16 protein-coding genes are annotated in these 21,807 nt (G+C 67.2%); 3 read left to right on the forward strand and 13 right to left on the reverse strand.

Going from position 1 to position 21,807, the window contains the following annotated elements; translation table 11 throughout:
- Positions 1 to 22 precede the first annotated feature (22 nt).
- The gene (locus GUI43_RS12830; RefSeq protein WP_346265196.1) at positions 23 to 4,105 is read right to left on the reverse strand and encodes a replicative DNA helicase; all 4,083 of its coding nucleotides are present in this window, start codon (positions 4,103 to 4,105) and stop codon (positions 23 to 25) included.
- 414 nt (positions 4,106 to 4,519) lie between these two features.
- Between GUI43_RS12830 and GUI43_RS12835 the strand changes: the two genes are divergently transcribed.
- On the forward strand, positions 4,520 to 6,073 hold the full coding sequence (locus GUI43_RS12835; protein WP_112698874.1) for a hypothetical protein: 1,554 nt from the start codon (positions 4,520 to 4,522) through the stop codon (positions 6,071 to 6,073).
- 197 nt (positions 6,074 to 6,270) lie between these two features.
- On the opposite strand, the gene rplI is transcribed toward GUI43_RS12835, so the two are convergent.
- The 4 genes from rplI to rpsF all read right to left on the reverse strand — a co-directional run bounded on the left by rplI (position 6,271) and on the right by rpsF (position 7,920).
- Positions 6,271 to 6,717: a 50S ribosomal protein L9 gene (gene rplI, locus GUI43_RS12840; RefSeq protein ID WP_112583905.1), complete on the reverse strand. Its 447-nt coding sequence runs from the start codon at positions 6,715 to 6,717 to the stop codon at positions 6,271 to 6,273.
- Positions 6,718 to 6,731: 14 nt separating this feature from the next.
- The gene (gene rpsR, locus GUI43_RS12845; RefSeq protein ID WP_051723758.1) at positions 6,732 to 7,013 is read right to left on the reverse strand and encodes a 30S ribosomal protein S18; all 282 of its coding nucleotides are present in this window, start codon (positions 7,011 to 7,013) and stop codon (positions 6,732 to 6,734) included.
- A complete protein-coding gene (locus tag GUI43_RS12850; protein ID WP_181518404.1) occupies positions 7,013 to 7,549 on the reverse strand; it encodes a single-stranded DNA-binding protein in 537 nt (178 codons plus the stop codon). The genes rpsR and GUI43_RS12850 overlap by 1 nt, the downstream gene beginning before the upstream one ends.
- Before the next feature lie 80 nt (positions 7,550 to 7,629).
- On the reverse strand, positions 7,630 to 7,920 hold the full coding sequence (gene rpsF, locus GUI43_RS12855) for a 30S ribosomal protein S6 (RefSeq protein WP_036391391.1): 291 nt from the start codon (positions 7,918 to 7,920) through the stop codon (positions 7,630 to 7,632).
- A gap of 627 nt (positions 7,921 to 8,547) precedes the next feature.
- On the opposite strand from rpsF, the gene GUI43_RS12860 reads away from it, so the two are divergent.
- Positions 8,548 to 9,339 (forward strand): deoxyribonuclease IV, encoded by a 792-nt coding sequence (locus tag GUI43_RS12860; RefSeq protein ID WP_112583906.1) that lies wholly within the window; start codon positions 8,548 to 8,550, stop codon positions 9,337 to 9,339.
- On the forward strand, positions 9,336 to 11,480 hold the full coding sequence (locus GUI43_RS12865) for a putative glycosyltransferase family protein (protein WP_112698875.1): 2,145 nt from the start codon (positions 9,336 to 9,338) through the stop codon (positions 11,478 to 11,480). Before GUI43_RS12860 ends, GUI43_RS12865 begins: the two co-directional genes overlap by 4 nt.
- Positions 11,481 to 11,598: 118 nt before the next feature.
- Here GUI43_RS12865 and GUI43_RS12870 read toward each other — a convergent pair whose 3' ends face one another.
- From GUI43_RS12870 to GUI43_RS12905, 8 genes are all read right to left on the reverse strand, one after another.
- Positions 11,599 to 13,101, reverse strand: a complete 1,503-nt coding sequence (locus GUI43_RS12870; RefSeq protein WP_112583908.1) for a glycosyltransferase family 87 protein — start codon at positions 13,099 to 13,101, stop codon at positions 11,599 to 11,601.
- Between the two features lie 179 nt (positions 13,102 to 13,280).
- Positions 13,281 to 14,405: an ABC transporter permease gene (locus tag GUI43_RS12875; RefSeq protein ID WP_167457704.1), complete on the reverse strand. Its 1,125-nt coding sequence runs from the start codon at positions 14,403 to 14,405 to the stop codon at positions 13,281 to 13,283.
- A gap of 119 nt (positions 14,406 to 14,524) precedes the next feature.
- The gene (locus tag GUI43_RS12880; protein WP_112583910.1) at positions 14,525 to 15,187 is read right to left on the reverse strand and encodes an ABC transporter ATP-binding protein; all 663 of its coding nucleotides are present in this window, start codon (positions 15,185 to 15,187) and stop codon (positions 14,525 to 14,527) included.
- Positions 15,188 to 15,193: 6 nt separating this feature from the next.
- The gene (locus GUI43_RS12885; RefSeq protein ID WP_146758791.1) at positions 15,194 to 16,321 is read right to left on the reverse strand and encodes a peptidoglycan-binding protein; all 1,128 of its coding nucleotides are present in this window, start codon (positions 16,319 to 16,321) and stop codon (positions 15,194 to 15,196) included.
- Positions 16,322 to 16,551: 230 nt separating this feature from the next.
- A complete protein-coding gene (locus GUI43_RS12890; protein ID WP_112724969.1) occupies positions 16,552 to 17,061 on the reverse strand; it encodes a hypothetical protein in 510 nt (169 codons plus the stop codon).
- A gap of 264 nt (positions 17,062 to 17,325) precedes the next feature.
- Positions 17,326 to 18,288, reverse strand: coding sequence for a hypothetical protein (locus GUI43_RS12895; protein WP_112698877.1), 963 nt, complete (start codon positions 18,286 to 18,288; stop codon positions 17,326 to 17,328).
- A gap of 23 nt (positions 18,289 to 18,311) precedes the next feature.
- Complete coding sequence (locus GUI43_RS12900) at positions 18,312 to 18,587, reverse strand: hypothetical protein (protein WP_146754527.1); 276 nt, start codon at positions 18,585 to 18,587, stop codon at positions 18,312 to 18,314.
- 763 nt (positions 18,588 to 19,350) lie between these two features.
- Positions 19,351 to 21,633 carry a transglycosylase domain-containing protein gene (locus tag GUI43_RS12905; protein WP_112601338.1) on the reverse strand — a complete coding sequence of 761 codons (2,283 nt, stop codon included), beginning with the start codon at positions 21,631 to 21,633 and terminating at the stop codon, positions 19,351 to 19,353.
- Between the last annotated feature and the right edge of the window lie 174 nt (positions 21,634 to 21,807).

Raw genomic sequence — 21,807 nt, forward strand, 5'->3', positions numbered from 1 at the left:
CGAACGACGGTTGCCGCGCCGGTCAGCCGATGGCCATGTCGACGAAGCGGGACAGGTGCAACTGGGCCGCGACGGTCACGGTGTCGGTCGGTCCATTTCGATGCTTGGCAACAATAAAATCCGCCTCCCCGGCCCGCGGCGACTCCTTGTCGTAGTAGTCGTCGCGGTGCAAAAGGATGACAACGTCGGCGTCCTGCTCGATCGAGTTGTGGGTAGCGATGCCATTGGCGATGAAGTTGTGCTTCCCGAGCACAGTCGCGTCGAACACTTCCTGTTCACCGAGCGACTCGATGGACACTATCGAGTCCCAGAAGATGTCGTTGGTCGCGTGCAAGTCGAGGTCGGCCGCATTGAGGACGGTGGCGATCGCCGCCAGCCGGGAACGACTGGGCGCGCGCTTCCAGAGGGCGCTGCCACAGAACTGGGTGCCGATGGCAGCCGCGAACTCACGGTGGGTCATCCCCTGCTCGACCAAGATTTCCTTCACCCTGGTCCACACCTCGCGCGGCACGGTGTCAACGTTGGTGTTGCTCTCCGTCGACTCCAGAGCAGCAAGCAGAGCAGCGCAGCCCTCCGAGCGCTGCCCGTAGACGCCAATCTCGCGCAGGAACCTCAACTGGTCGTCCCGACCGGAGATGTCGAGCGTGAACTGAGGGCGATGTCCCACGACTGGTACGGCCCGCAGTCGGGCTGTGATGCCGTACCTGAGGAGCAGTCGAGAGATGTCCTCGAGCATTCGTCGGCTCGTGGACGCGAAATAGACGCGCCCTCCGCGGCCTGTGCCGTTGACGGTCACCGAACCGTCCGTGGCCCAGAGGTGCCGCAAGAAGCTGGTGATCTGTTCCTTGGGCAGGCTGAAGACGGCAGAAGGGAGGAACTTCTCGTGTGACCTCAGACCGAAGAGGCCCAACTCGTCCAACCAAGACGCGATCGGGTTACGCCGACCGCGAGCCAGACGATAGGGGGCCGGCAGGCGGAGGGTTGTCACCCTCGCAGCCGCATAGTCGTCGCGGACGGCGGAAATCCCGAAGTGCTTCGCTGCTTCGGTCACGGCCTGCAGGTTCAGCTCATCACAACTCGCGTACCGGATGGGTTGGTGCCGCACGAAGGACCCGTCGCCCAAGAGGTGCGCCAACATGACCACCTCGGCGTCGACCCACGGGCGGGTGACCATTGGAGGCGGTAGGTGTCGCGGCGTAGCGATGCGGTCTCCGGGCGACAACTCACCGAGTGGCAACCAGCCGCTGAACGCGAGGAAGGGGTGATTCGCTGTGGCATCGATCTGCTTGCCCGACGCGAGGGTCAGCCGGAAAACTTCGCGGGTGCCGCTCGGGAAGACGTGGGTCATGGTGCGAGGCGTATAGCGAAGGCTCTCGTCCAACGCCCAGACCGGGATGTCCTTTGCGCCGTTGGACAACAGCTCACCGAGCGTGATCTCGGTGTTGTCATCCGCGCGTACCACCCGGGTCTCCGCAGTAAGGCAGCCCGACTCACGAAGATCAGACAGCTGGGGTCGCTTGTCGGTGCGCTGCTCGGGGCCACGGTTCAGCTGACTGACCGCGATCACCGGGCACTCGACCTCCTTGGCCAACAGCTTCAGGCCACGGGACAGGTCCGCGACCTCCTGCTGGCGGCTCTCGGTGCGCTTCGGTGAGGTCATCAGCTGGAGATAGTCGACCACGATCATCTTGAGGTCGTGCCGCTGCTTGAGCCGCCGAGCCTTGGCCCGGATCTCCATCAGGTTCATGCTCGGCGTGTCGTCGACGAAGAGCGGCGCCTCGCTGATCTCACCCATGCACCGGGCCAGCTTGGTCCAGTCGTCGTCGGAGAGCTGACCGCTGCGCAGCACGTGCAGCGGCACCCGCGCCTCAGCGGAGAGCAGCCGCATGACGATCTCGACCTTGCTCATTTCCAGCGAGAAGATGGCTGCCGCCTGGTTGGCGCGAATAGCAGCATTTCGAGCAAAGTCCATGCTGGCCGTGCTGTTGTGGGTAGGGATCATCGCCCGGCTGGCCAGGTACAGGTGTTCGTCGTTGTCGACGGTCACGCACCGCACCGGAACGCTGGGGACCGGCCGGACGTCGACGATGAACCGCGAGGTCGTTCGAACGTCGGAGGTGGTGCGGCGGCGTTCGGCGTGTGCATCCTGCTTCCGCCTGAGCCGGAAGATGACATCCGGTGTGGAGAAGTTCAGCGTGTACGCGATCGACGACTCGTCGGTGCGTCCGCGCACCGGCTTCGCGTTGACCGTGCAGCGGTAGCCGAGGCTGACGATGAGTTCGCGTACGTCATCAGCCAGCCGCTTCGAGGTCGACGTGTACTGCAAGTTGCCGGAGGGGGCGACGGTCCCATCGGTGTCCATCAGCCCAGCGAGCAACGCCCTGCGCTGAGCCTCCGAGGCGCGCAGATAGACGCCCGGGATGTGCTTGTTCCCCGCTACCCCGACCTGACGCAACAGCCCGAGGAAGGAACCGTTCCGGTGACGGCAGTCGGCACACTTCCTCGTCGCTGGATTCTCACGCAACGCCCTGGTCGAAGCGCCACAGTCCACGCAGACACCGCTCCCCGCAGCAGCGGACGTGGGCTGCAGCAGAATGGTGTAGACCATCGGCCCGCTGGGCCGCACGACGAATCCGTCCGCCTCGACGTGCGCGACCATCTCCGGATCTGCCGTGGTGAAGCGGCTGGCGTCGCTGTGCCCGTCACCGAGCCATGTTCCCAAGGTGTAGGGCGGGACCAGCAGCTCACGGTCCGGGAGTTGGATGGGAGCGCAGTTGCGTACGGCATGGTTGAGCCGTCGCTGGGCGGTGTCGGTACGTAGCGTGGCCGCGATCTGGGCGGTGGTGACAACGCCGTCGTGGTCGGCCCGGCTGCCGGCATTGACCTCCCGCTCGGCTCGTTCAAGAAGCGTGCCCAGAAGCGGACCGGCCGGATAGCCCGGTGCAGTCCAGTTCTGTGGCTTGCCGTTGCGGACAATGGGACGGCTGATCCGGCCAACCGACCCGACCTCACGGGCGACGGTGTGCAGGACATGCCGGAACTCCGGCCCAACCTGCTCAATCGTGTCGAAGAGCGTGATCGGCTGGTTCCCCAGGGAGCTCAGCCGCTCATGTGCCGCACGCACGTTGGCCAGCGACGATTCGGGCCAGTGCCGCCTCTGCCGCGCCGGTTCCTGCCGCCGGATCGCCCGCGTGGTCGTCTTCCACAGGTGCTCAGCGTCCGCCACTATGACGGTGCCGTCCGAGAACTCGACCTCGTAGCAGGGACGGTCGTGCATCACGTCGAAGGCGTGTGTGACAGTGGTCGGAGATCCGTCCGCAGCCAGTAGCTGATCGCCCGCCTTGACCTCGCCCATGGTGGTCCAGCCATCCGGGGTCGGCAGTGGGGTGTCGAGCGCGAGCGCCTTGCCCAAACCCGGCCTTCCGGCCACGATGATCAACTGTCCGGCGTGCAGGCCGTTGAGCAGTCGGTCCAGGTCGCTGAAGCCGGTCGGCACGCCGGTCATCATGCCGCCGGTCGCCCCCACCGCCTCGATCTCGTCGAGCGTCGGCTGCAACATGTCGGCCAGGACCGCGAAGTCCTCGCTGACCCGCCGTTCGGTGACGTCGTACACGGCCTGCTGGGCGAGGTCGACGACGTCGTCCACGTCTCGGCTGCCGCCGCTGGCGGTGCCGTAGCCCAGTTGCACGATCTTCGTGCCAGCCTCGACCAGTCGGCGTAGCACCGCCCGCTCGCTGACGATGCGGGCGTAGTAGGCGGCGTTGGCGGCGGTGGGCACGCTGGCGATGAGTGTGTGCAGGTACGGCGCGCCACCGATGCGTACCAGATCCCCGGAGTCGGCGAGCGCCGCCGCGACAGTGATCGAGTCGGCCGGCTCACCCCGGCCGTAGATGTCGAGGATGATGTCGAAGATGGTGGCGTGCACCGGCCGGTAGAAGTCGTTGGTCTTGAGGATCTCGACGACGTCGGCGATGGCGTCCTTGGAGAGCAGCATGCCGCCGAGGACGCACTGCTCGGCCGCGACGTCCTGGGGCGGGGTCTTGTCGAACTGGCCATCCCGCTGCGCGGGTGGCTGGCCCCCGCCGGAGCGTGGCTCTGCCCGCATGTCGTCGGTGACCGACACGGGTCCCCCCTCCACTGCGCCGGATCCAACCCCAGCTCTACCGCTGGGGTACGACACTTCTCCTTCGACCGGGCCGGTCGATCGGGGGCCATCGCCGGCGGTCGAGGGCCAACCATACGGACCCCGAGGTCAGAGACTCAACAACGCCGGTGGACGAGCCTCGGGACAACCTGTGGATCCCGGTGGACAGCATGTGCGCAGCGTGTGCACAGCCTGTGGATAACCATTGGGGAATTCTCGGCCATAAGTGGTTGACCTGCGAAAACACGCTCCCCAGCCTGTGGAGGAGAATATTTCGGTCGGGCCTGTGACACGATCGTCCCGTACTATCTCCAGCGAACGGCTACACCTGGACAGCGGATTCCGCTTTCGGTTCAGAAGGGTCACACTCCGGCCGTGAATTACCGGGACTGGGGACGCGGCGATGGCAGCCCGCGCGAGCGCCAGCCAACCGCCTCGTGGGGTGAGCGCGCGGCGTCTGTTCCGGTTGACCCGTACGACGAGGACGGGCGCTACCGCACCTCCAGCAGGCGGCGTGCGTTGGACCGCGGCCAGGACGAGCCTGTCGACGCCTACCTGCCCCGGTGGGCGCTGGAGTCCGGGGTCCGGCACGCGGACGGCGGTGGTCGCCACGCGGCACCGGACGACGACGAGGACGAGCCCGAGCGGCCGATCTCCGGGGCAGGCCGACGGTCCGCCGAGTCGTCGAGTGGTCGGCGGCGGGGCAGCGAGCCGCGTCGGCGGGAGCAGGCAGCAATCGGCCCGGCGCCGGACTCGGACCACACCCGGGAGTGGACGCTCGACCGGCCGCAGGAACAGGGCTACTCCGGCCGCCGGCGGGCCGATGCCGGGGAGGACGAGCCGGTCTCCGGCGCTGTCTCGGACCGGCGTCCCCGCCGCGCGCCCGTTGGCCGTCCGCAGGTTATCTGGTCGGGCGGGGAGCCGGAGTCCGCCAAGAGCGAGCAGGTGCCGGAGCAGGAGCCGAGCCGTCCCAGCCGGCGTAGCCGCCGTGCGGCGGAGGAGTCCTGGTCACGTCCGGCGGCCGACCCGTGGGCCCGCGGATCGGACCGGGTGGCGGAGCCCGAACCGTCGTACCCGCCCGCGGTGGACCCGTGGGACGCCTCGGGCGTGCACGCGTGGCCGCCGACGGCCGGCACGGACAGCGGGGACCTGAGCGGGCAGTGGTCGGCGGTGGAGAGCGTCGGTGGCTGGGAACGGTCGGACCGCACCGGCCAGTGGGAGCGGTCCGCGATCGAGGACGACCAGTGGGACCGTACGCTGGCGCCGCGCTCCGATCGCTCGGTGGCGGCCGAGGGGTGGCCGAGCCGGGATGACGGGTTCTGGTCCGGCACTCGGTTGGCCGATGACGACCCACGTTGGATGGATCCGACGACGTCGGCGCCCCGCTCTCCGGTGGTGGGATACACCGCCCCACGGCCGCGCAGCGCGCCTGCGCCGCGTCCGGGCGCGCCGCGTCCGGGTACGCCCCGGCGTCGGGCGGACCGGCCGGCGGTGGGAACGGCGTCGGTACGTCGGCGGGTCGAGTCGGCGGCCACGGGTGCCTGGGCGCGGCGTCTGGAGGACGACCTGCTGGACCCGGATCCGGGTGGGTCCGTCCGGCCTCTGCTGTACACGGCGGCCTGTTACCTGGTGCCGGCGATGCTGATCTTCGTTTGGCTGCTGACGTTGGACAGCCAGGCGCCGGCTGGTTGCGTGACCGACATCAGCGGGGGCGGGTGTGAGTCCGCCCGGTCCCGCGCACTGGAGTCACTTCTGGCCGGTTCGCCGCGCTTCGGTCTGGCTCTGGTGAGCAGCCTGGTGGTGGCGGCGCTGCTGCGGCGGGTGGGTACGACCTGGCGCTCGGCGACCATCGCGGTTGCCGCTGCGGTGGTGGGCGGCGGCCTCTCCACGGTGCTGATCAGCGCGGTGACGGGCCAGCCCATCGGTTGAGCCGTCGGCGGGCCGGGCCAGAGCGGGCGGGCATCGGGCCGGGGCCCCTGGCCGGAGGCAGGTCGCGGCCCGCTGGGCACCCCGTCGGGCACGCCGGGCGAGCCTGTCTTGGCCCGGGCAGTGCCGGGTTGGATGACGTACGCACGAGGGCCCGCACCGATCGCTCGGTGCGGGCCCTCGTGGTGGTGTTGCGGACGTCAGCCCTGAACGACGTTCAGGTTGAACGCTGCGGTCACCTCGGGGTGCAGCTTGATCTTCACCGGGTAGGTGCCGGTTGACTTGATGTGACCGGGCACCTCCAGCCGACGCCGGTCGAGGACCGGGCCGCTGGCCGCCTTGACGGCGTCCACGATCTCGGCCGGGGTGACCGAGCCGAAGAGCCGTCCGCCGTCGCCGGCGCGGACCTTCAGGTTGACCTTGAGACCCTCGAGCTGAGCCTTGACCTCGTTGGCGTGGTCGAGGTCGCGGATCTCGCGGGCCCCACGGGCGCGCTTGATGACCGTGACCTGCTTTTCCGCGCCCTTGGTCCAGGCGATCGCGAAGCCCTGCGGCAGCAGGTAGTTACGGCCGTAGCCGTTCTTGACCTCGACGATGTCGCCCGGGGCACCGAGGCCGGACACTTCCTGAGTCAGGATGATCTTCATATCGGTGCCTCCTCTCAGCGGGTGGTGGCCGTGTATGGCAGGAGCGCCATCTCACGGGCGTTCTTGACCGCACGGGCGATCTGCCGCTGCTGCTGCGAGGTCACGCCGGTCACCCGACGAGCGCGGATCTTGCCGCGATCGGAGATGAACTTGCGCAGCAGCGCGGTGTCCTTGTAATCGATGTAGGCGATCCCGTCCTTGTCGAGCGGGTTCACCTTCTTCTTGGGCTTGCGCAGTGCCGCAGCCTTGGCCGTTGCACGTGCTCCTGGTTTGCGATCGCGAGCGCTAGGCGCCATTAGAACGGTGGCTCCTCGTCAAAATTGGCGCCCGAACCGGCACGCGCGGGAGAAGGAGCAGCCGAAGCCCAGGGGTCGTCGAAGTTGCCTCCGCCGCCACCCTGGTTGCCACCGCCACCGCCGCCACCGAAGCCGCCGCCGCCACCGCCGGAGCGGGACATCTTCTGCACCTTCGCCGTGGCGTAGCGCAGCGACGGGCCGATCTCGTCGACCTCAAGCTCGATGACAGTGCGCTTCTCACCCTCGCGGGTCTCGTACGACCGCTGACGAAGCCGGCCCGACACGATCACCCGAGCGCCACGCTGCAGCGACTCGGCGACGTGCTCGGCGGCCTGCCGCCACACGGTGCATGCGAGGAACAGCGGCTCGCCGTCCTTCCATTCGTTCGACGCCTTGTCCATGAAACGGGGCGTCGAAGCGACTCGGAACTTGGCGACCGCAGCCCCGGAGGGGGTGAACCGCAACTCGGGGTCATCGGTCAGATTGCCGATGACCGTGATGGTGGTGTCTCCTGCCATGACCATCTCCTCGCGCACTCAGCGTCTCGTCGTACAGGCTCGCAGAGCCGTACGACAGAGTCGCGGAGGCTGATCCGGACGAACCGGGGTTGGATGCTCTAGCGCATTTCCGGTCGGATGACCTTGGTGCGCAGCACGGACTCGTTGAGCCGGAGCTGACGGTCCAGCTCGGCCACCGCAGCAGGCGTGGCCTGCAGGTCGATGACGGCGTAGATGCCTTCGGCCTTTTTGTTGATCTCGTACGCGAGGCGCCGACGGCCCCACACGTCGGTCTTCTCAACCGAGCCACCCGCGGTCCGAATCACGTTCAGGTACGTGTCGAGCGACGGTGCGACGGTGCGCTCCTCGAGGCTGGAGTCGAGGATGACCATTAGTTCGTAGTGACGCAAGACGTGCTCACCTCCTGTGGGCTAAGCGGCCACGGTCCTTCCGTGGCAGGAGGTCTTGTGTCGTTGCCCGCACGCGCCGAGGGAACCCGGCCGGACGCGGACAACCTGACCAGGATACCCGGTCCCAACGATCATGCCCGGGGTGGTCGGGTCCGGACCCGGACGTGCCGACGGGGGCCCACCGTCCGACCGTCAATCGGTCGTGGTGGACCCCCGTCTACGAGGCCGCGGGGCGTCCGGTCCGCATTCCTTGGGTGGGACCTGGGGAGGAACGACCACACCGATGAGGTTGGACCGAAGACGCCCCGCGGAGCTTTATCGTGTTGTTATCTGACGATACAACAGCACTCGTACCTTGTCGGGGGGAAAAGCACAATTTTCCGAGATTCGTCGTCGCTCGGTACTGGTGTGCGATGGGGTCGCCCCCGCTGCGCCGGGCCGCGCCGCGGGGGTGACCTCGCTGTCGGCCGTCGACCGCCGGTCGCCGTGTGCGACGCTCGCGCCGCTGGCGGCACCGGGATACTGGTCGCCGGTTCAAACCCATCAACGATCGTCGGTCCCTCCGGTGACGCGACACCGCCCCGGCCGTCGCCCCGCCGGTCTGGGTCGCGACGTAGGCTCGCTCGCATGCGTATCGGAGCCCACGTCGACTCGACCGACCCGCTGGCGGAGGCGGCCGCCCGGTCCGCCGAGACCGTGCAGTTCTTCCTCGCCGACCCACAGGGTTGGAAGGCGCCCAAGCCTCGCGAAGATGCCGAGCGGCTGCGCGCCGCCGAGGTCGACCTCTACGTGCACGCGCCGTACGTCATCAACGTGGCCACGCTCAACAACCGCATCCGGATCCCGAGCCGCAAGCTGCTGCTCGGACACGCCAACGCGGCCGCCGCCATCGGTGCCAAGGGCCTGATCGTCCACGGCGGCCACGTCAACGCCGGCGACGACCTGGCCGTCGGCTTCGACAACTGGCGCAAGACCTTCGCGTACGCGGCGGACTCCGGCGGCTTCGGCGTACCGGTCCTGATCGAGAACACCGCCGGCGGCGACAACGCCTGCGCCCGACGGCTGGACGCGCTCGCCCGACTCTGGGACGCCATCGGTGACTACGAGGTCGGCTTCTGCCTGGACACCTGCCACGCGTACGCGGGCGGTGAAGAGCTGCTCGGTCTGGTCGACCGGGTCAAGGCGATCACCGGGCGGATCGATCTGGTGCACGCCAACAACTCCAAGGGCGCGTTCAACTCCGGCCAGGACCGTCACGACAACCTGGGCGGCGGGACGATCGACCCGGAGCTGGTGGTGGCGGTGATCCGGGCGGCCGGCGCGCCGGTGGTCGTCGAAACACCGGGCGGTGTGACCGGCCAGGCCGCCGACATCGACTTTCTGCGTGAGCAGCTCGGAGCGGAGAGCCCGGCAGCATGACGAGCGGACAGCCCGGGACCGGCAACGCTCGGCCCACCCCCACCGGCGCGGCCGCCGAGAGTCAACCCCCCACCAAGGCCGCGGCCGGCACCCCCACCCAGCAGAACGCCGCGACCAAGCAGGATGCCGCCGAGAGCGGCACCGCGGCCAGCGACAGCACTACCAAGGGCACCGACGCATCCAAGGACAGCGACACGGCCGAGGACAGCGGCACGGTGGATGGCGCGGTCAAGGACAGCGCCGCGATCAAGGACAGCAAACCAGCCAAGGACAGCGACCCGGCCAAGGACGGCGACACAGCCAAGGACGCGAAGGCGGACGGCACCGGCGGTAAGGACAAGGCCGACAGCGAGGTCAAGCCGGTCGGCCCGGAGCGTTGGGAGGCGTTCGCCTCCGCCCCTGAGCCGAAGCCCTCCATCGTCAGTCGGGTGGTCCGGGCGGTCGGTCGATTCCTGATCCACGAGTGGACCCTGGCCGCCCTCGGCGCTTTGGCACTGGCCGTGTTGATGACCTGGCCGACGCTGCGCTATCCGCGCTACACCCTCCCGCAGGACTACTGGGACCCGAGCCTGCAAGCCTGGCAGATGGCCTGGTCCGGGCACATCCTGCTGGCCGAGCCGGCGAGGCTGTGGCAGTCCAACACGTTCTTCCCCGAGCTGTGGAGCTTCGCGTTCTCCGACACGCTGCTCGGGTACGCCCCGGCCGGGATGGTCGGCAGCGGTCCCGAGGACGCCGTGCTGCGCTACAACATCATGTTCGTGCTGGCGCACGCGCTCGCCACGCTCGGGGCGTACGCGCTGGCCCGACAGCTCGGGGCCGGCCGGATCGGCGCGGCCGTCGCGGGGGTGAGCTACACCTACGCGCCGTGGCTGCTGGCCCAGGCCGGGCACCTGCACGTGCTCTCCAACGGGGGCATTCCGCTGGCGCTGGCAATGTTGGCGCGCGGGCACGGGTGGTCCCTCCGACACGGCTACCGGCCGGAGCGCCGGCATGACGGTTGGGTCTACGCCGGTTGGCTGGTGGCGGCCTGGCAACTCAGCCTCGGTTTCGGCATCGGGCTGCCATTCGCGTACTTCCTGGCCGGCGCGGTGCTGGTCACTGCCGTGCTGTTCTTCGCGCGGCGGCTGCGCACCGGGCAGGCCGTCCCGTTCGGTCGCCGGTTGTTCGCCGCCGACGTGCTCGGCGGGGTGTTGTTCGCCGGTGTCGGTCTGCTGATGGCGTTCCCGTTCTTCAAGGTGACCGAGCTGCACCCGTACGCCGAGCGCACCATCGCCGACATCAGCCTCTTCTCGCCGCCGGCGTCGGGCTTCGTGACGGCGCCCGGGGAGTCGCGGATCTGGGGTGGGCTGCACGAGGGTGCCCGGGCGGCGCTGCCGTGGCACCCGGAGATGACCCTGCTGCCGGGCTTCGTGCTCTACGCGCTCGCCGCGGGCGGGTTGCTCTTCTCGGTCTGGCGGCTGCGGCATCGACTGCTGCTGCTCGCCGGGGTGCTGCTGACGATGGCCTTCGCCATGGGCACCCGTTTCTTCGACGGCACCTTCACCTACGTGCCCCTCTTCGAGCACCTGCCGGGCTGGAGCGGGCTGCGTACCCCCGGGCGGTTGATGCTCTGGACCACGTTGTTGCTCGGCCTGCTCGCGGCGGGCGCGGTCACCGCGCTCACCGACCGGGTCCGCGAGTTGACAGCGCAACGGATTCCGTCGTGGCCGGGGCCGTGGCTGCGGATGGCCACCCTGCTGCCGCTGCTGCTGGTCACCGTCGAAGGCCTGAACACCACCCCACACCCGGTGGTGCCGACCCAGCCGGCGGCGATGCGTTCGGCGGAGGGTCCGTTGCTGGTGCTGCCCAGCAATCAGAGCCTGGATCAGCACGTGATGCTCTGGTCGACCAGCGGGTTCCCGGACGTGGTCAACGGCGGTAGCGGCTTCACGCCGCGCCAGCTCGACGACGTCCGCCGGGTGAGCCAGTCGTTCCCGGACCAGACGAGCGTCGACTACCTGCGCACGCTCGGCGTCCGCACGGTGGTGCTGCTGCGCGGTCAGGTGGCCGGCACACCGTGGGAGATCAGCATCGACGCGCCGGTCGAGTCGCTCGGCATCAGCCGGCAGGACGTCGGCGACGCTGTCGTCTATCGCCTCTGAGGCTTAGGGCGGTTTTCGGGGGAGCCCGCCCGGCTCCGGGCGGTCAGGCTTGATCCCTGCGCCGGACGGGCTCCCCCGAAAACCCTGACCTGGTCCGGGTCGCGTTCAGCCCAAGGGGTCAGGTGGTGATGGGTTCCACGGAGTGCTCGCTTCTTGCGGGGCGGCGCCATCGGTCCATCCAGGGGGCGTCGGGTGCGCCGTCGAGAACGCCGCCGTCCGGGTCGTCCGGGTAGGTGGCCCGCACCGCGTCCTGCTCGGGGTGCAGGATCTCCTTGACGACGAACACGCAGAGCACCACCACAGTGGCCAGTCGCAGCGTCGAGGCCAGCACGAACACCCCCTCCGGGAAGACCGGCTTGCTGGTTGCCGCGCCGAGCAGTTCGCCGTAGAAGGCGACGAAGTAGCAGACCTCGGCGATCTGCCAGGCCAGGAACGCGCCCCACTTCGGTCGGGCCAGCACCACCAGCGGGAGCAGCCAGAGGACGAACTGCTGCGACCAGACCTTGCTGAAGATGAGGAACGCGGCGACCACCAGGAAGGCGAGCTGACCCAGCCGCGGTCGGCGCGGCGCTCGCAGCGCCAGCACGGCCACGCCGAGGCAGGCCAGCCCGAACAGCGCGTACGACAGGGTGTTGAGGGTCGGGATGTTGGCGTTCAGCCACTCGAACGGGCCTAGCTTGGCGGGGTCGTTGCCGACCTTGCCGTCCAGGTAGCGCCCGATGTACCAGAACGTGCCCCAGTCGATCGGCCGGGTGGTGTTCAGCTCGAAGAACCGGTCCCAGTTCTCCGGGTACGCCCGCGCGGCCGGCAGGTTCACCAGCACCACTGCCGCGATCGCCGTACCGATGGCGACGAGCGCGGCACGAACCCGGTCGGCCCGCAGCGCCAGGATGAGGATCGGCCCGAGCAGGAACAGCGGCCAGAGCTTCGCCGCGCCGGCCAACCCGAGCAACACGCCGGCCACGGCCGGTCGTTTACGGGCCCAGGCCAGCAGCCCGAAGGCGGCCAGCCCGATGGCGAGCAGGTCCCAGTTGACGGTGGCGGTGAGTACCAGCGCCGGGGCGAGTGCGAACAGCGCGGCGTCCCAGGGTCGTCGTCGGCGCAACGCCAGGATCACCGCAACCGTCGCGACCGCGAGCGCGCTCAGCACCAGCGCGTTGAGGTTGTAGAACCACTGACCCTGGTTGATGCTCGGGTCGCCGTCGCCGATGGCGTGCACCGGCAGGCCCAGCGCCCCCATGAAGTAGCCGGTCAGCACCGGGTACTCGACCGGGTGGTCGCGGTAGGGCACCTTGCCCTCGTTGAGACCTTCGGCGTAGTAGAGGGCAAGGACATCGGTGTAGCAGAACCGGGTGTACTGGACGTTGTTCTGCCAGGCGCCGTCCTGGCAGGGCGACTTCTGCACCCAGTGCAACGCGAGCGTGAGGCACGCCAACGCCAGCACGATCCGCACGGCGGTCCAGAAGCGACGCTCCCGACCGGCCGGCCGGTCCAGCGCGGTCGCGTGATCGCCCAACGGCCCGCCGATGACGCTGGAGATGCCGCGGACGAACCCGTCGGAGCGGGACGGGTGATCGTTGGTTCCGGCGTCGTCGATGCCTTGCGTCGACTGCGTGCTCATGAGGGTGCATCCTGCCCTATTGCGGTGGCCTCCAGAAGCCGACTCTGCCGGATCTGTTACGGCAATCAGCGCCGCGCGCCCCTCGGCGACATGCGGCGTCAGCCACCGAGCGCGGGCACACCGTTTCGCCTCCCCGGCGCTGGCAGCAGCCGGATCCGCGACGTCCCCGCCTGGATCAGTCAGCGTTGCAGCGCCGCCACCGGCTGGATTCGCATGGCCTTGGCCGCCGGCCAGAGGCCAGCCAACAGCCCGGTAGCAGCGCTGAGTGCGACCGCCAACGCGGTTGCCCTGAGATCAAGGACCGGCGACCAAGTGTTGATCAAGCTGACCACACAGATGGCGACGACACCGGCCCCGACGCCAACCAGCCCACCGAGACTCCCGAGGGCGGTGGTTTCCCCGATGAGTTGCGCGAAGATATGGATTCGGCGAGCGCCGATCGCGCGGCGGAGACCGATTTCTGGAGTACGTACGGCGATGGACGCCATCGCGGCGTTCGCGATCGACAACGCACCGGCCACCAAGGAGATGAGGCTGAGCAGAAGGCTCGAGGTGGTAATGCTCGACTCGATCTCGCGTCGCATCGTCCGGGGATCGGCGGGTGCGATGGAACGCAACACGCCCGGCCCCTCGGGCCGCAGCGCCAATGCCGCTTGGCCGCCAATGAGTTGAGCCGCTCCCGGCGCTGTCGCCACGAGGACGTCGCGTTCGCCAGGCTGCCTTGAGTTCTCCAGCTCCTGTGCTGCCGAGGCGGGCATGAGAATTGCCAGTAGAGACTCCGGCCGGCGCTGCACTTCGTCGAAGATGCCGGCTACCGTGTATGCGCGATCATGAATGAAGATGGCCACACCAGGCCGATCAACGGCAAGCGACTGAGCGAGCGCCTGGGGAACCAGGACTACCCGGGAACGAGTCCGCTCATGAAATGCGTCGTAGCTGCGGCCCTGCAGGATTCTGGGTTGGATGACCGCAAGTGCGCCGGGGTCCGCGCCGATCACGTTCATGGCGCTACCTTCCACGGCCAGCGCCCGGGTGACTGTCTGCTCCGGCAGGGAAAGCCGCCGTCCGACCGAGGTGACCCCGTTCAGCCGGCGTACCCGCTCCAAACTCGCGTCCGACTGCCACTGATGGTCGATGCTCTTGTCTTCCGGCCGTACCACGACCTCGGTGGCCCGCCGGACGTCGAACGAGTCCGATACCTGCCGCTGCAATGTCGAACCGAGACCGAGCGTCGCAACGAAAGCCGCGGAGCCGAGGGCTGTTCCCAACACGGTCACCGTGGATCGACCGGCGTTGCGGCTCACGGACAAGGATGCCTCACGCACCCAGTCAGCCATACGGAGTCGCGCCGTGCGCACCGGGAGGGTTTCGGACACGGCACGGATCTGGCGCCTCGTCGAGGTGAATCGAAACCTGAACAAGGTCATCCTTCCGTCACCGTGCCATCGGACAGCATCAGTCGTCGAGGTGCCGCTGCTGCCACGTCGGCGTCATGGGTCACCACCACGACGGTCAACCCGCTAGCGTTGAGTTCCTGAAGAAGTCCGAGCACCTTGCGGGTGTTGGCGCTGTCAAGGTTTCCGGTCGGTTCATCACAGAAAAGCACCCGCGGACGTCCGGCTACCGCCCTCGCGATCGCGACACGCTGGCGTTCACCGCCCGACATCGTTCGCGGGTCGGAGTCCCGCCTGTCCGCCAGACCGACCCGCTCCAACGCCTCGTACGCGCGGCTGCGGCGACCACGTCTCGAATGCGGGCCGTAGAGCATGCCAAGCTCCACATTCTCGACGGCGCTTCGCCCAGGCAGCAGGTGGAAAGCCTGGAAGACGAACCCGAATATCTGACCGCGGATTGCACCCCGTGCTGTGTCGGTCAGTGATGTCGTATCGATACCACTGATGCGATAGAGCCCTGACGTCGGCCTGTCAATCATTCCGAGGAGGTTGAGAAGCGTGGATTTTCCGGACCCAGACGGGCCCGTGATTGCGATGTACTCACCATCATTTATCGCGAGCGTCGTCGGCCGCAACGCTTCAATAAGGTGACCGTCGTCGTAGGAGCGCGAAACGTCGACCAGGTCGAGCAAGAGAATCTATTCCGTTCCTGATAGACCGGATCCAGAAACACCTACAACGACCAGATCCCCCTCGGCCACCTGATCGAGCACCTCCGGCTTTATCTCCACCCAACCGCCGGCGACCTGACCCGTCCGAACACCTATTTCCTGCGTGCCGCTCTGCTCGTTGTCGAGTGTCACGAAGGTAGTGCCGTCCGGTCGCGACGAAACTGCGGTCACAGGAACCGCCAGTACAGGCTGGGCGCTCGCGGCGACCGGAATCGTCACCCGCACGGACCTGTCTGCTGAGGCGTCCATGCTGGAGCTTGTGAACGCGAAGGCCACCTGGTAGCCGGCTGCTCCGGTCGTGCTGTCCACAGCCTGTTTCGTGCCCACCGAGGAGATGGCGGCCTGCGCCTCTACTCCGGTCGCATCGTCGAAGACGCTGCCCTGCATGCCAACTCGCAGGAGGCTGACCTGCTCGCTATCCACGACGGCGGAAATGTACACGGGGGCACCGTCCAACTCGGCGACTGGTTCGTCCCCGGCCTTCAGCGTCGTTCCAACCTTCACGCGTAGCGCCGTCACGGTTCCGCCATTCTTCGGCAGCAGCATGACCTCGGCTCGCGGCAACGACGGACCAGCAAGAACCTCGGTCTTGGCGAGTTGCCGCCGGGCCTCCGCCAACTGCTCCTTCGCCTCGGCGACCGTTGGCTGCGTAGGATTCGGCTCTTGGCCTTCCTCCGGAGTCGCGGTCGGAGCACCCTGAGGTTTCGTGGCCGCTCTGTAGGCTGCTTCCGCCTGTTCGAGTCCGTCTCGGGCGACCTTCGCCTTGTCACTGGCCTCGCTGTCGACCGGAGCCTGGTAGCCACGATCCCGGTAGAACCGGCCGAGGGCCTGCTGCGTCTGCAGGTCGAGCTTCCCGCTGCGGCTCGGGGAGTAACCCAGAGCGCGCAGAGCCTTCTGGACAGCCACCACGTCCGGGCCCTCCATGCCACCGAGTATGTCTCGGTAGAGCGTGAAGGGGAGATTCAGAGCGAACAGGGGCCTTCCGGCGATCTCCACCACCGGATCACCCGACCTGATCCGCTCGTTCTTCGCCGTGTGCACCTTCGTGACGACGCTGTTCGGCCCGACGACATCCGGTGGAGGCATCAGCTTCACGCTCGCTCCCGGCGTGACCTTGCCACGAAGGACAACCGGCTCGCTGAGGATCCTCCGTTCGACCCGGCTCGTCACGTTGGAGGCCGGCGGCGGGGCAGCATCCGCAGCTGCCTGGGCAGGAGAGCGAAGCTGGCTTCCGACCCACACCGCGCCAGCGACCAGGGCAGCGACCACGGTAAGGCCTACCAGGGCGACGAAACGGAATGACCTGCCCGTAAGAAGACGACTCATCAGCGCGCCACCCCTACGGTATCGGCCAGGAACCCGTCTCGGGCATTCAGTCGCGATGCTTCCGTCCTGCCGGGGAGATGCCCGAGCACGACGGCTCTACCGAGGCCCACCGCGACCACAGCTGCCCTTCTGGCTCTGGCCGCCGGGATCTCTTCGACGAGCACGGTAGCGATCACCAGAGCGACCGCCCAGATCGCCAGTACCGCCAGTACCGCCAGGGCGACGATCGAGTGCTCTCCGAGCAGCGAGGTAAAGGCTAGTGGTGACGCCACCACCGGTACGGCGACAGCGAGTACGCCTACCGGAACGAGACGCGCACTCCTCAGGGCCAGCAGCCGTCCGAGCCAGCCGACGCCGACCGCTGAGACGACCCACCAACACCCGGACGCCACGGCCTCGGCGCGGCCCGAGAGCGCCTCCGCCACTACCACCAAAACTACGGCGTAGACGGCTGCCGTCGACAGCGGCAGAAGCGACAGCGCGCTGCTTCGGGTACCACGGTCTTTCATGTGTTCTCCGTGTTCGAGCAGGGTAGGGAGCGATCGCCGACCTGGTGCTGGGCCTGTGCGAGCGCCCGGCACTGGAGCAAGGAAACAGCCAGGACTCCTCGGCCGTCGCCACCTACCGGGTGCCAAGACGGATGGTCCGACCTGCACAGTGAACCTGATCCGCTTCGGCTCCCACTTGTCGCCGCCGTTCTCAAGGTCTCCGGGCGAGACGCCGAAGAGTTTTGGAGCCGGATCCTCGAGAAGCGGCAGTGTCCGCCACAGCGGTTACGTTGACTCCGTGAGCGCCGCGGCTTTCTTGGCCAGACTGGTTATCTGCGGATTGAGCTCCGTGAACTGGGTTTCAAGGCGATCAATCGTGATCTTCTGCTGCCGCATTGACATATCGAGAAAAAAGTCGTCGAATCCCGCTGCCGTCCCACACTTCCGCCAGGCTGTCGCGAGCTTCTTCTCGCCTTCGGTGGGAACATATGGGGCCGGTGGCACCGCCGGTCCGATCTGCACATCGCCCGCATCGCGTCTTGGCTGCCAGCGTGCCTCGACTGGCTCAGCGTGACGGCCGAAGGGAACACCGAAAACATTGATCGACGGCTCTTTAACCCAGTGATCTTTGTTAGGGATGACGTAGCCTTCACCGGCAAGGCATTCAGCCATGCTTTCGCCCACCTTGCTCGGTGGGTGCGCGCGATAGACGGGCACCATGGCCTGAGTCAACTCATTGCCCAACTCGAAGTAGGTCTTCCAGACTTGGTTCGCGTCAGGACCAATCGCCTCCCACGACTGCTTGCCACACCTTTCGAGATTCTGGTCGAAGCTGGGGTCCTTCGAGACCAGTCTCGCCGGCTTGGCGGGCAGGTCTCGTCCGAAGCCCCGACTCCGTGCGAGTTCATCGCTGGCTGGCATGAAGGTTCCGGGAGTTACGATCAGTTCCTCAAACAGACGGGCCGGTTTGCCGGTCGACACCTTTTGCAACTGAGGGAAGCCGGCGTCACGCATGCATGCATCCCGGATCTTCTTGGTGGCGTATTCGATGAATCCCAACTCTGCACCAAGGAAGACGTCGAACGGCTGCGGCGCTGCATCCTCGTGCGAGGAGCCCGCGCCGGAGGGAGTACCTCCGGGACCCTGCTTGGCTTCGGCCGTACAGCCGGCGACCAGTGCCGCGGCCATGAAGATGGCCGCAGCACTGTGCCCGGGACGGCGTGACAGCCACCCCTTCGTGCTCATCATGTGATCCAAATCCTTGCAATTGGTCAGCAGGGGTAACGGTCGTGGCCGTTGTTGTACGGGTTGGTGTTCTCCTGGTTGTAGTAGGCGCCGCCGAACTCGATGTTCTGGTAGACGTACCAGGTGCCCGAGCCGTTGACGTCCCACATACGAACGCCGCACTGAGTGTCCTTGTTGTGGACAGACTTCACCTTGTCCATAACAACGATGCCGTATTCGTTCTGGTTGGGCAGCCAGAAGCGGTCGTCCCGGTGGTTCATGTCGTCATACCAGAACTGCCGGCTGCCATTGTTGCTGTCCACGTAGGCATACTGAGCCTGGTAAAGGCAGATCTCCCCGCGGTTGCAGGGCTCCCAGCCGTCACCGGTGTCCGCCGCTACGGCCGGGCTGCCTGGTAGCAACGCCGATGCCAGCAGGAACGCACCGGCCACTGCAGCGGTCCGCGTGATTTGGCGGACGACCTTTGACCCCATTGGCATGAGCCCCTCCTTCGATAGATCAACTGGCTTACTGGTGCCGAAGCATACGAGTGCGCGCACTGCCGCAGGGGGCGCTTTTTTCGAGAACGACAAAGCCGTGACCGAGATGTCCAAAAATCAAATACGCTAGGTAGCGCGGGCTCCAGCGGACCTTTCGAAGCCCAAGAAGTTTTGGCTGATCAAAGCTGACGAGATGCTAAGTTTCTACTCTGGATGTGAGGTAGGTCGCACTACTGTGCGATACGGCACGCTTGCAGGGCAAAAAAGGGTTGATGCCTGGCCCCATTCCTCAGACGAGCGCGCCAGCACGACCGCGTTGAGGTCGTAAAACCACTGCCCTGGCTGATGCTCGGGTCACGATCACCGATGCGTGAGGCACACCAGCGCCGCCAGCGTCAGCAAAATCCGCACGACGGTCCCGAAGCGCCACTCCCGACCCGCCGGCCGGTCGAGCCCAGGCGCGTGGTCGCAAAACGGCTCACCGATCAACGCAGAGACGCCCCGGCGCGGAGTGACGGGTACGAAGACGCCGCCGCCGGCCGGGACAGGTCGTCCGGCCGGCGGCGGCGTCGTGCGCTGGTGTGGCTCAGTCCCGGTTGGGTGGCAGGCTGGGCAACAGCCCACCGCCGCCACCACCTGTGCCATCGCCACCGGGATTACCGCCAGGGTTGCCCCCGGGGTTACCGCCGGGATTGCCTCCAGGGTTGCCACCGGGGCAGAACAGGTCGATCAGCGGGTTACAGGGGGTGCCCTGGCCGGGCCGACCGCCCGGGTTGGTCGGTGGCGGAGGCGGCGGAGGCGGCGGAGGCGCTTCACCGTTTCCGGAATCCGGATCGCCGACGTTTGCCGCTGGCGGGAAGTCGAGCTTGGGCTTGCCCTTCAGCGCCTCGTCCATGAACCGCTCCCAGATTTCGCCCGGGAGGTTTCCACCGCTGACCTTACGGCCGTCCTTGAGAATGAGTGGCTTCCGGTCCCTCACGTTGCCCACCCACACCGCAGTGGCCAACTGTGGCGTGTAACCGATCATCCAGGCGTCGCCGTTGTCCTCGCTGCCGTCCTTGAGTTCCCAAGTGCCGGTCTTGGAGGCAGCCTTGCGGCCGTCATCGAGCCGGTGGTTGACAGCGGCCGGGTAGTCCTTCAGCACCGACGTCACGTCGTCCACCACGCTCTTGTCGATTCTGCGCTTCGAGTCGAGCTTCTCGCTGTAGACCTTGTCCCACTTACCGGTGTTCGGGTTCTGCTTCTCCACCGAGTAGAGGAAGTGCGCCTTGTTGTAGACGCCCCCGTTGGCGAAGGTGGCAACGCCGTTGGCGTGGTCCAGCACCGTGATCGGATACTGGCCGTAGCCGACAACGTTGAAGAACGGCTCTGGCGTGATGTCCTTCGGGTCGGTCTTGGTCAGGTCGTAGGCCTTCGCCGGGTTGGTGTCCGTGCGCCACATGGTGGTGACGCCCGCCTGCTTGGCCATGTCCACGACCTTGTCCGCGCCGATCTCCTCCGTGACGTAGTAGAACGGCACGTTCAGGGACTTGAGCGTGGACACCCGCAGCGTGCAGGAGTTACCGCAGTCGGGGTTGTCGTCGCCCGCGTTGCTGACCTTGAAGGTGCCTTCCGGCTTGAAGGCCTTGCCCTTCCACCGAGACTCGAGCGCCTTCTTCTCCTTGAGCGCGGCCGCCAGGGTGTAGATCTTGAAGCTTGAACCGGGCGAGTGGCCGCCGCTGATCGCCCCGGTGGAGTCGGTGTTCTTGCCGGCATAGTCGGTGCCGGTGCCGTTGTCACCGCCGTAGTACGCGACGACCCGGCCGTTGGTGGGGTCGATCGACACCACCGCGGCCATGATGTTGCTGCGCTCACCGGCCAACTCGGAGCCCTTGGACTTGCGCTGGGCCGTCGCGACCGCCGCCGCCTGCATCTTGGTGTCGACTGTGGTACGGATCCGGTAACCGCCGGCCATCAGCGCCTGGGAGCACAGCGGCTTGGCGTCCGTCACCTGGGTGTCCTTGTCGACGCAGATGCCCCTGTCCCGCATCTCTTCCCGGACGTAGTTGATGACGTTGCCGTACGGCGTGTCGACGCCGAAGTCGACGCCGATGCCGCCCTTCTTCGGAGCCTTGAGGGTCTTTGTCGGGTACTCGATGGGCCGGTCCTTCTTGCCGGGCACACCGAGCCAGCCCTCCTTGACCATGCCCTCGATCACGTAGTTCCAGCGATCCTGGGCCGCGGTCGGGTTGATCGCCGGGTCGTAGCCCTGGTGGGTGGAGGTTGGCTCCGGCTGCTTGATCAGGGCCGCGAGCACCGCTCCCTCGGCCGGCTCGAGCTTACTCACCGACTTACCGAAGTAGGTCTGCGCCGCCGCCTCGATGCCGTAAGCACCCCGACCGAAGTAGATCACGTTGAGGTAGTGCTGCATGATCTGCGGCTTCGTGTACTCGTCGTTGAGCTTGGAGGCGAAGATCGCCTCCCGCACCTTCCGGGCGTACGTATCGCCCTCCAGGCTGTCGTAGGCGTTACGGGCGTACTGCTGGGTGATGGTCGAGGCACCCTGCTTGTCGCCGCCGGAGACGTTGTTCCAGGCGGCACGGGCGATGCCCTTGTAGTCCACACCGGAGTGTCGGTAGAAGTTCCGGTCCTCGGCTGCGGCGACGGCGTTCTGGACCCACTCCGGGATCTGCTCGATGGTGACCAGAGTGCGGTTCTGATCGCCCACCTTGGCGATGATCGTCTTGTTGTCGAAGGCGTACAGGGTGGTCGCCTGCGGCGGAGTGATCTCGTCCGGAAGCACCACGCTTGTCGAGTAGTAGGTGAACCCGACCACGCCGATGCCGGCGAGCATGATGAAGACGGCGAACCCGGCGATCAGCAGGTTCATCCGCTTGCGCTTCTTCGCCCGCGCCGCGGCGGCGCCCGAGTCGCCCGGCCCACGACCGCCCGGCCCACGACCGCCTGGCCCCCCGGGACCGCCCGGACCAGTTCCTCACCGAGATGCTGATCATCGAGGTCGCTGCGCCCGTCATGCGTCGTATCCCCGAGGCGAGCCTCTACG

The sequence above is a fragment of the Micromonospora noduli genome (assembly GCF_003264365.1).
In the GTDB taxonomy this organism is placed as follows: domain Bacteria; phylum Actinomycetota; class Actinomycetes; order Mycobacteriales; family Micromonosporaceae; genus Micromonospora; species Micromonospora noduli.

Excerpts from the sequence above, each read along its gene's own strand:
- GUI43_RS12860 (WP_112583906.1), top strand. The coding sequence starts at position 8,548 with ATGCGTATCGGAGCCCACGTCGACTCGACCGACCCGCTGGCGGAGGCG.
- GUI43_RS12870 (WP_112583908.1), bottom strand. The coding sequence starts at position 13,101 with ATGAGCACGCAGTCGACGCAAGGCATCGACGACGCCGGAACCAACGAT.
- rpsR (WP_051723758.1), bottom strand. The coding sequence starts at position 7,013 with ATGGCGCCTAGCGCTCGCGATCGCAAACCAGGAGCACGTGCAACGGCC.
- GUI43_RS12865 (WP_112698875.1), top strand. The coding sequence starts at position 9,336 with ATGACGAGCGGACAGCCCGGGACCGGCAACGCTCGGCCCACCCCCACC.
- rplI (WP_112583905.1), bottom strand. The coding sequence starts at position 6,717 with ATGAAGATCATCCTGACTCAGGAAGTGTCCGGCCTCGGTGCCCCGGGC.
- GUI43_RS12830 (WP_346265196.1), bottom strand. The coding sequence starts at position 4,105 with ATGCGGGCAGAGCCACGCTCCGGCGGGGGCCAGCCACCCGCGCAGCGG.
- GUI43_RS12895 (WP_112698877.1), bottom strand. The coding sequence starts at position 18,288 with ATGATGAGCACGAAGGGGTGGCTGTCACGCCGTCCCGGGCACAGTGCT.
- GUI43_RS12905 (WP_112601338.1), bottom strand. The coding sequence starts at position 21,633 with ATGAACCTGCTGATCGCCGGGTTCGCCGTCTTCATCATGCTCGCCGGC.
- GUI43_RS12890 (WP_112724969.1), bottom strand. The coding sequence starts at position 17,061 with ATGAAAGACCGTGGTACCCGAAGCAGCGCGCTGTCGCTTCTGCCGCTG.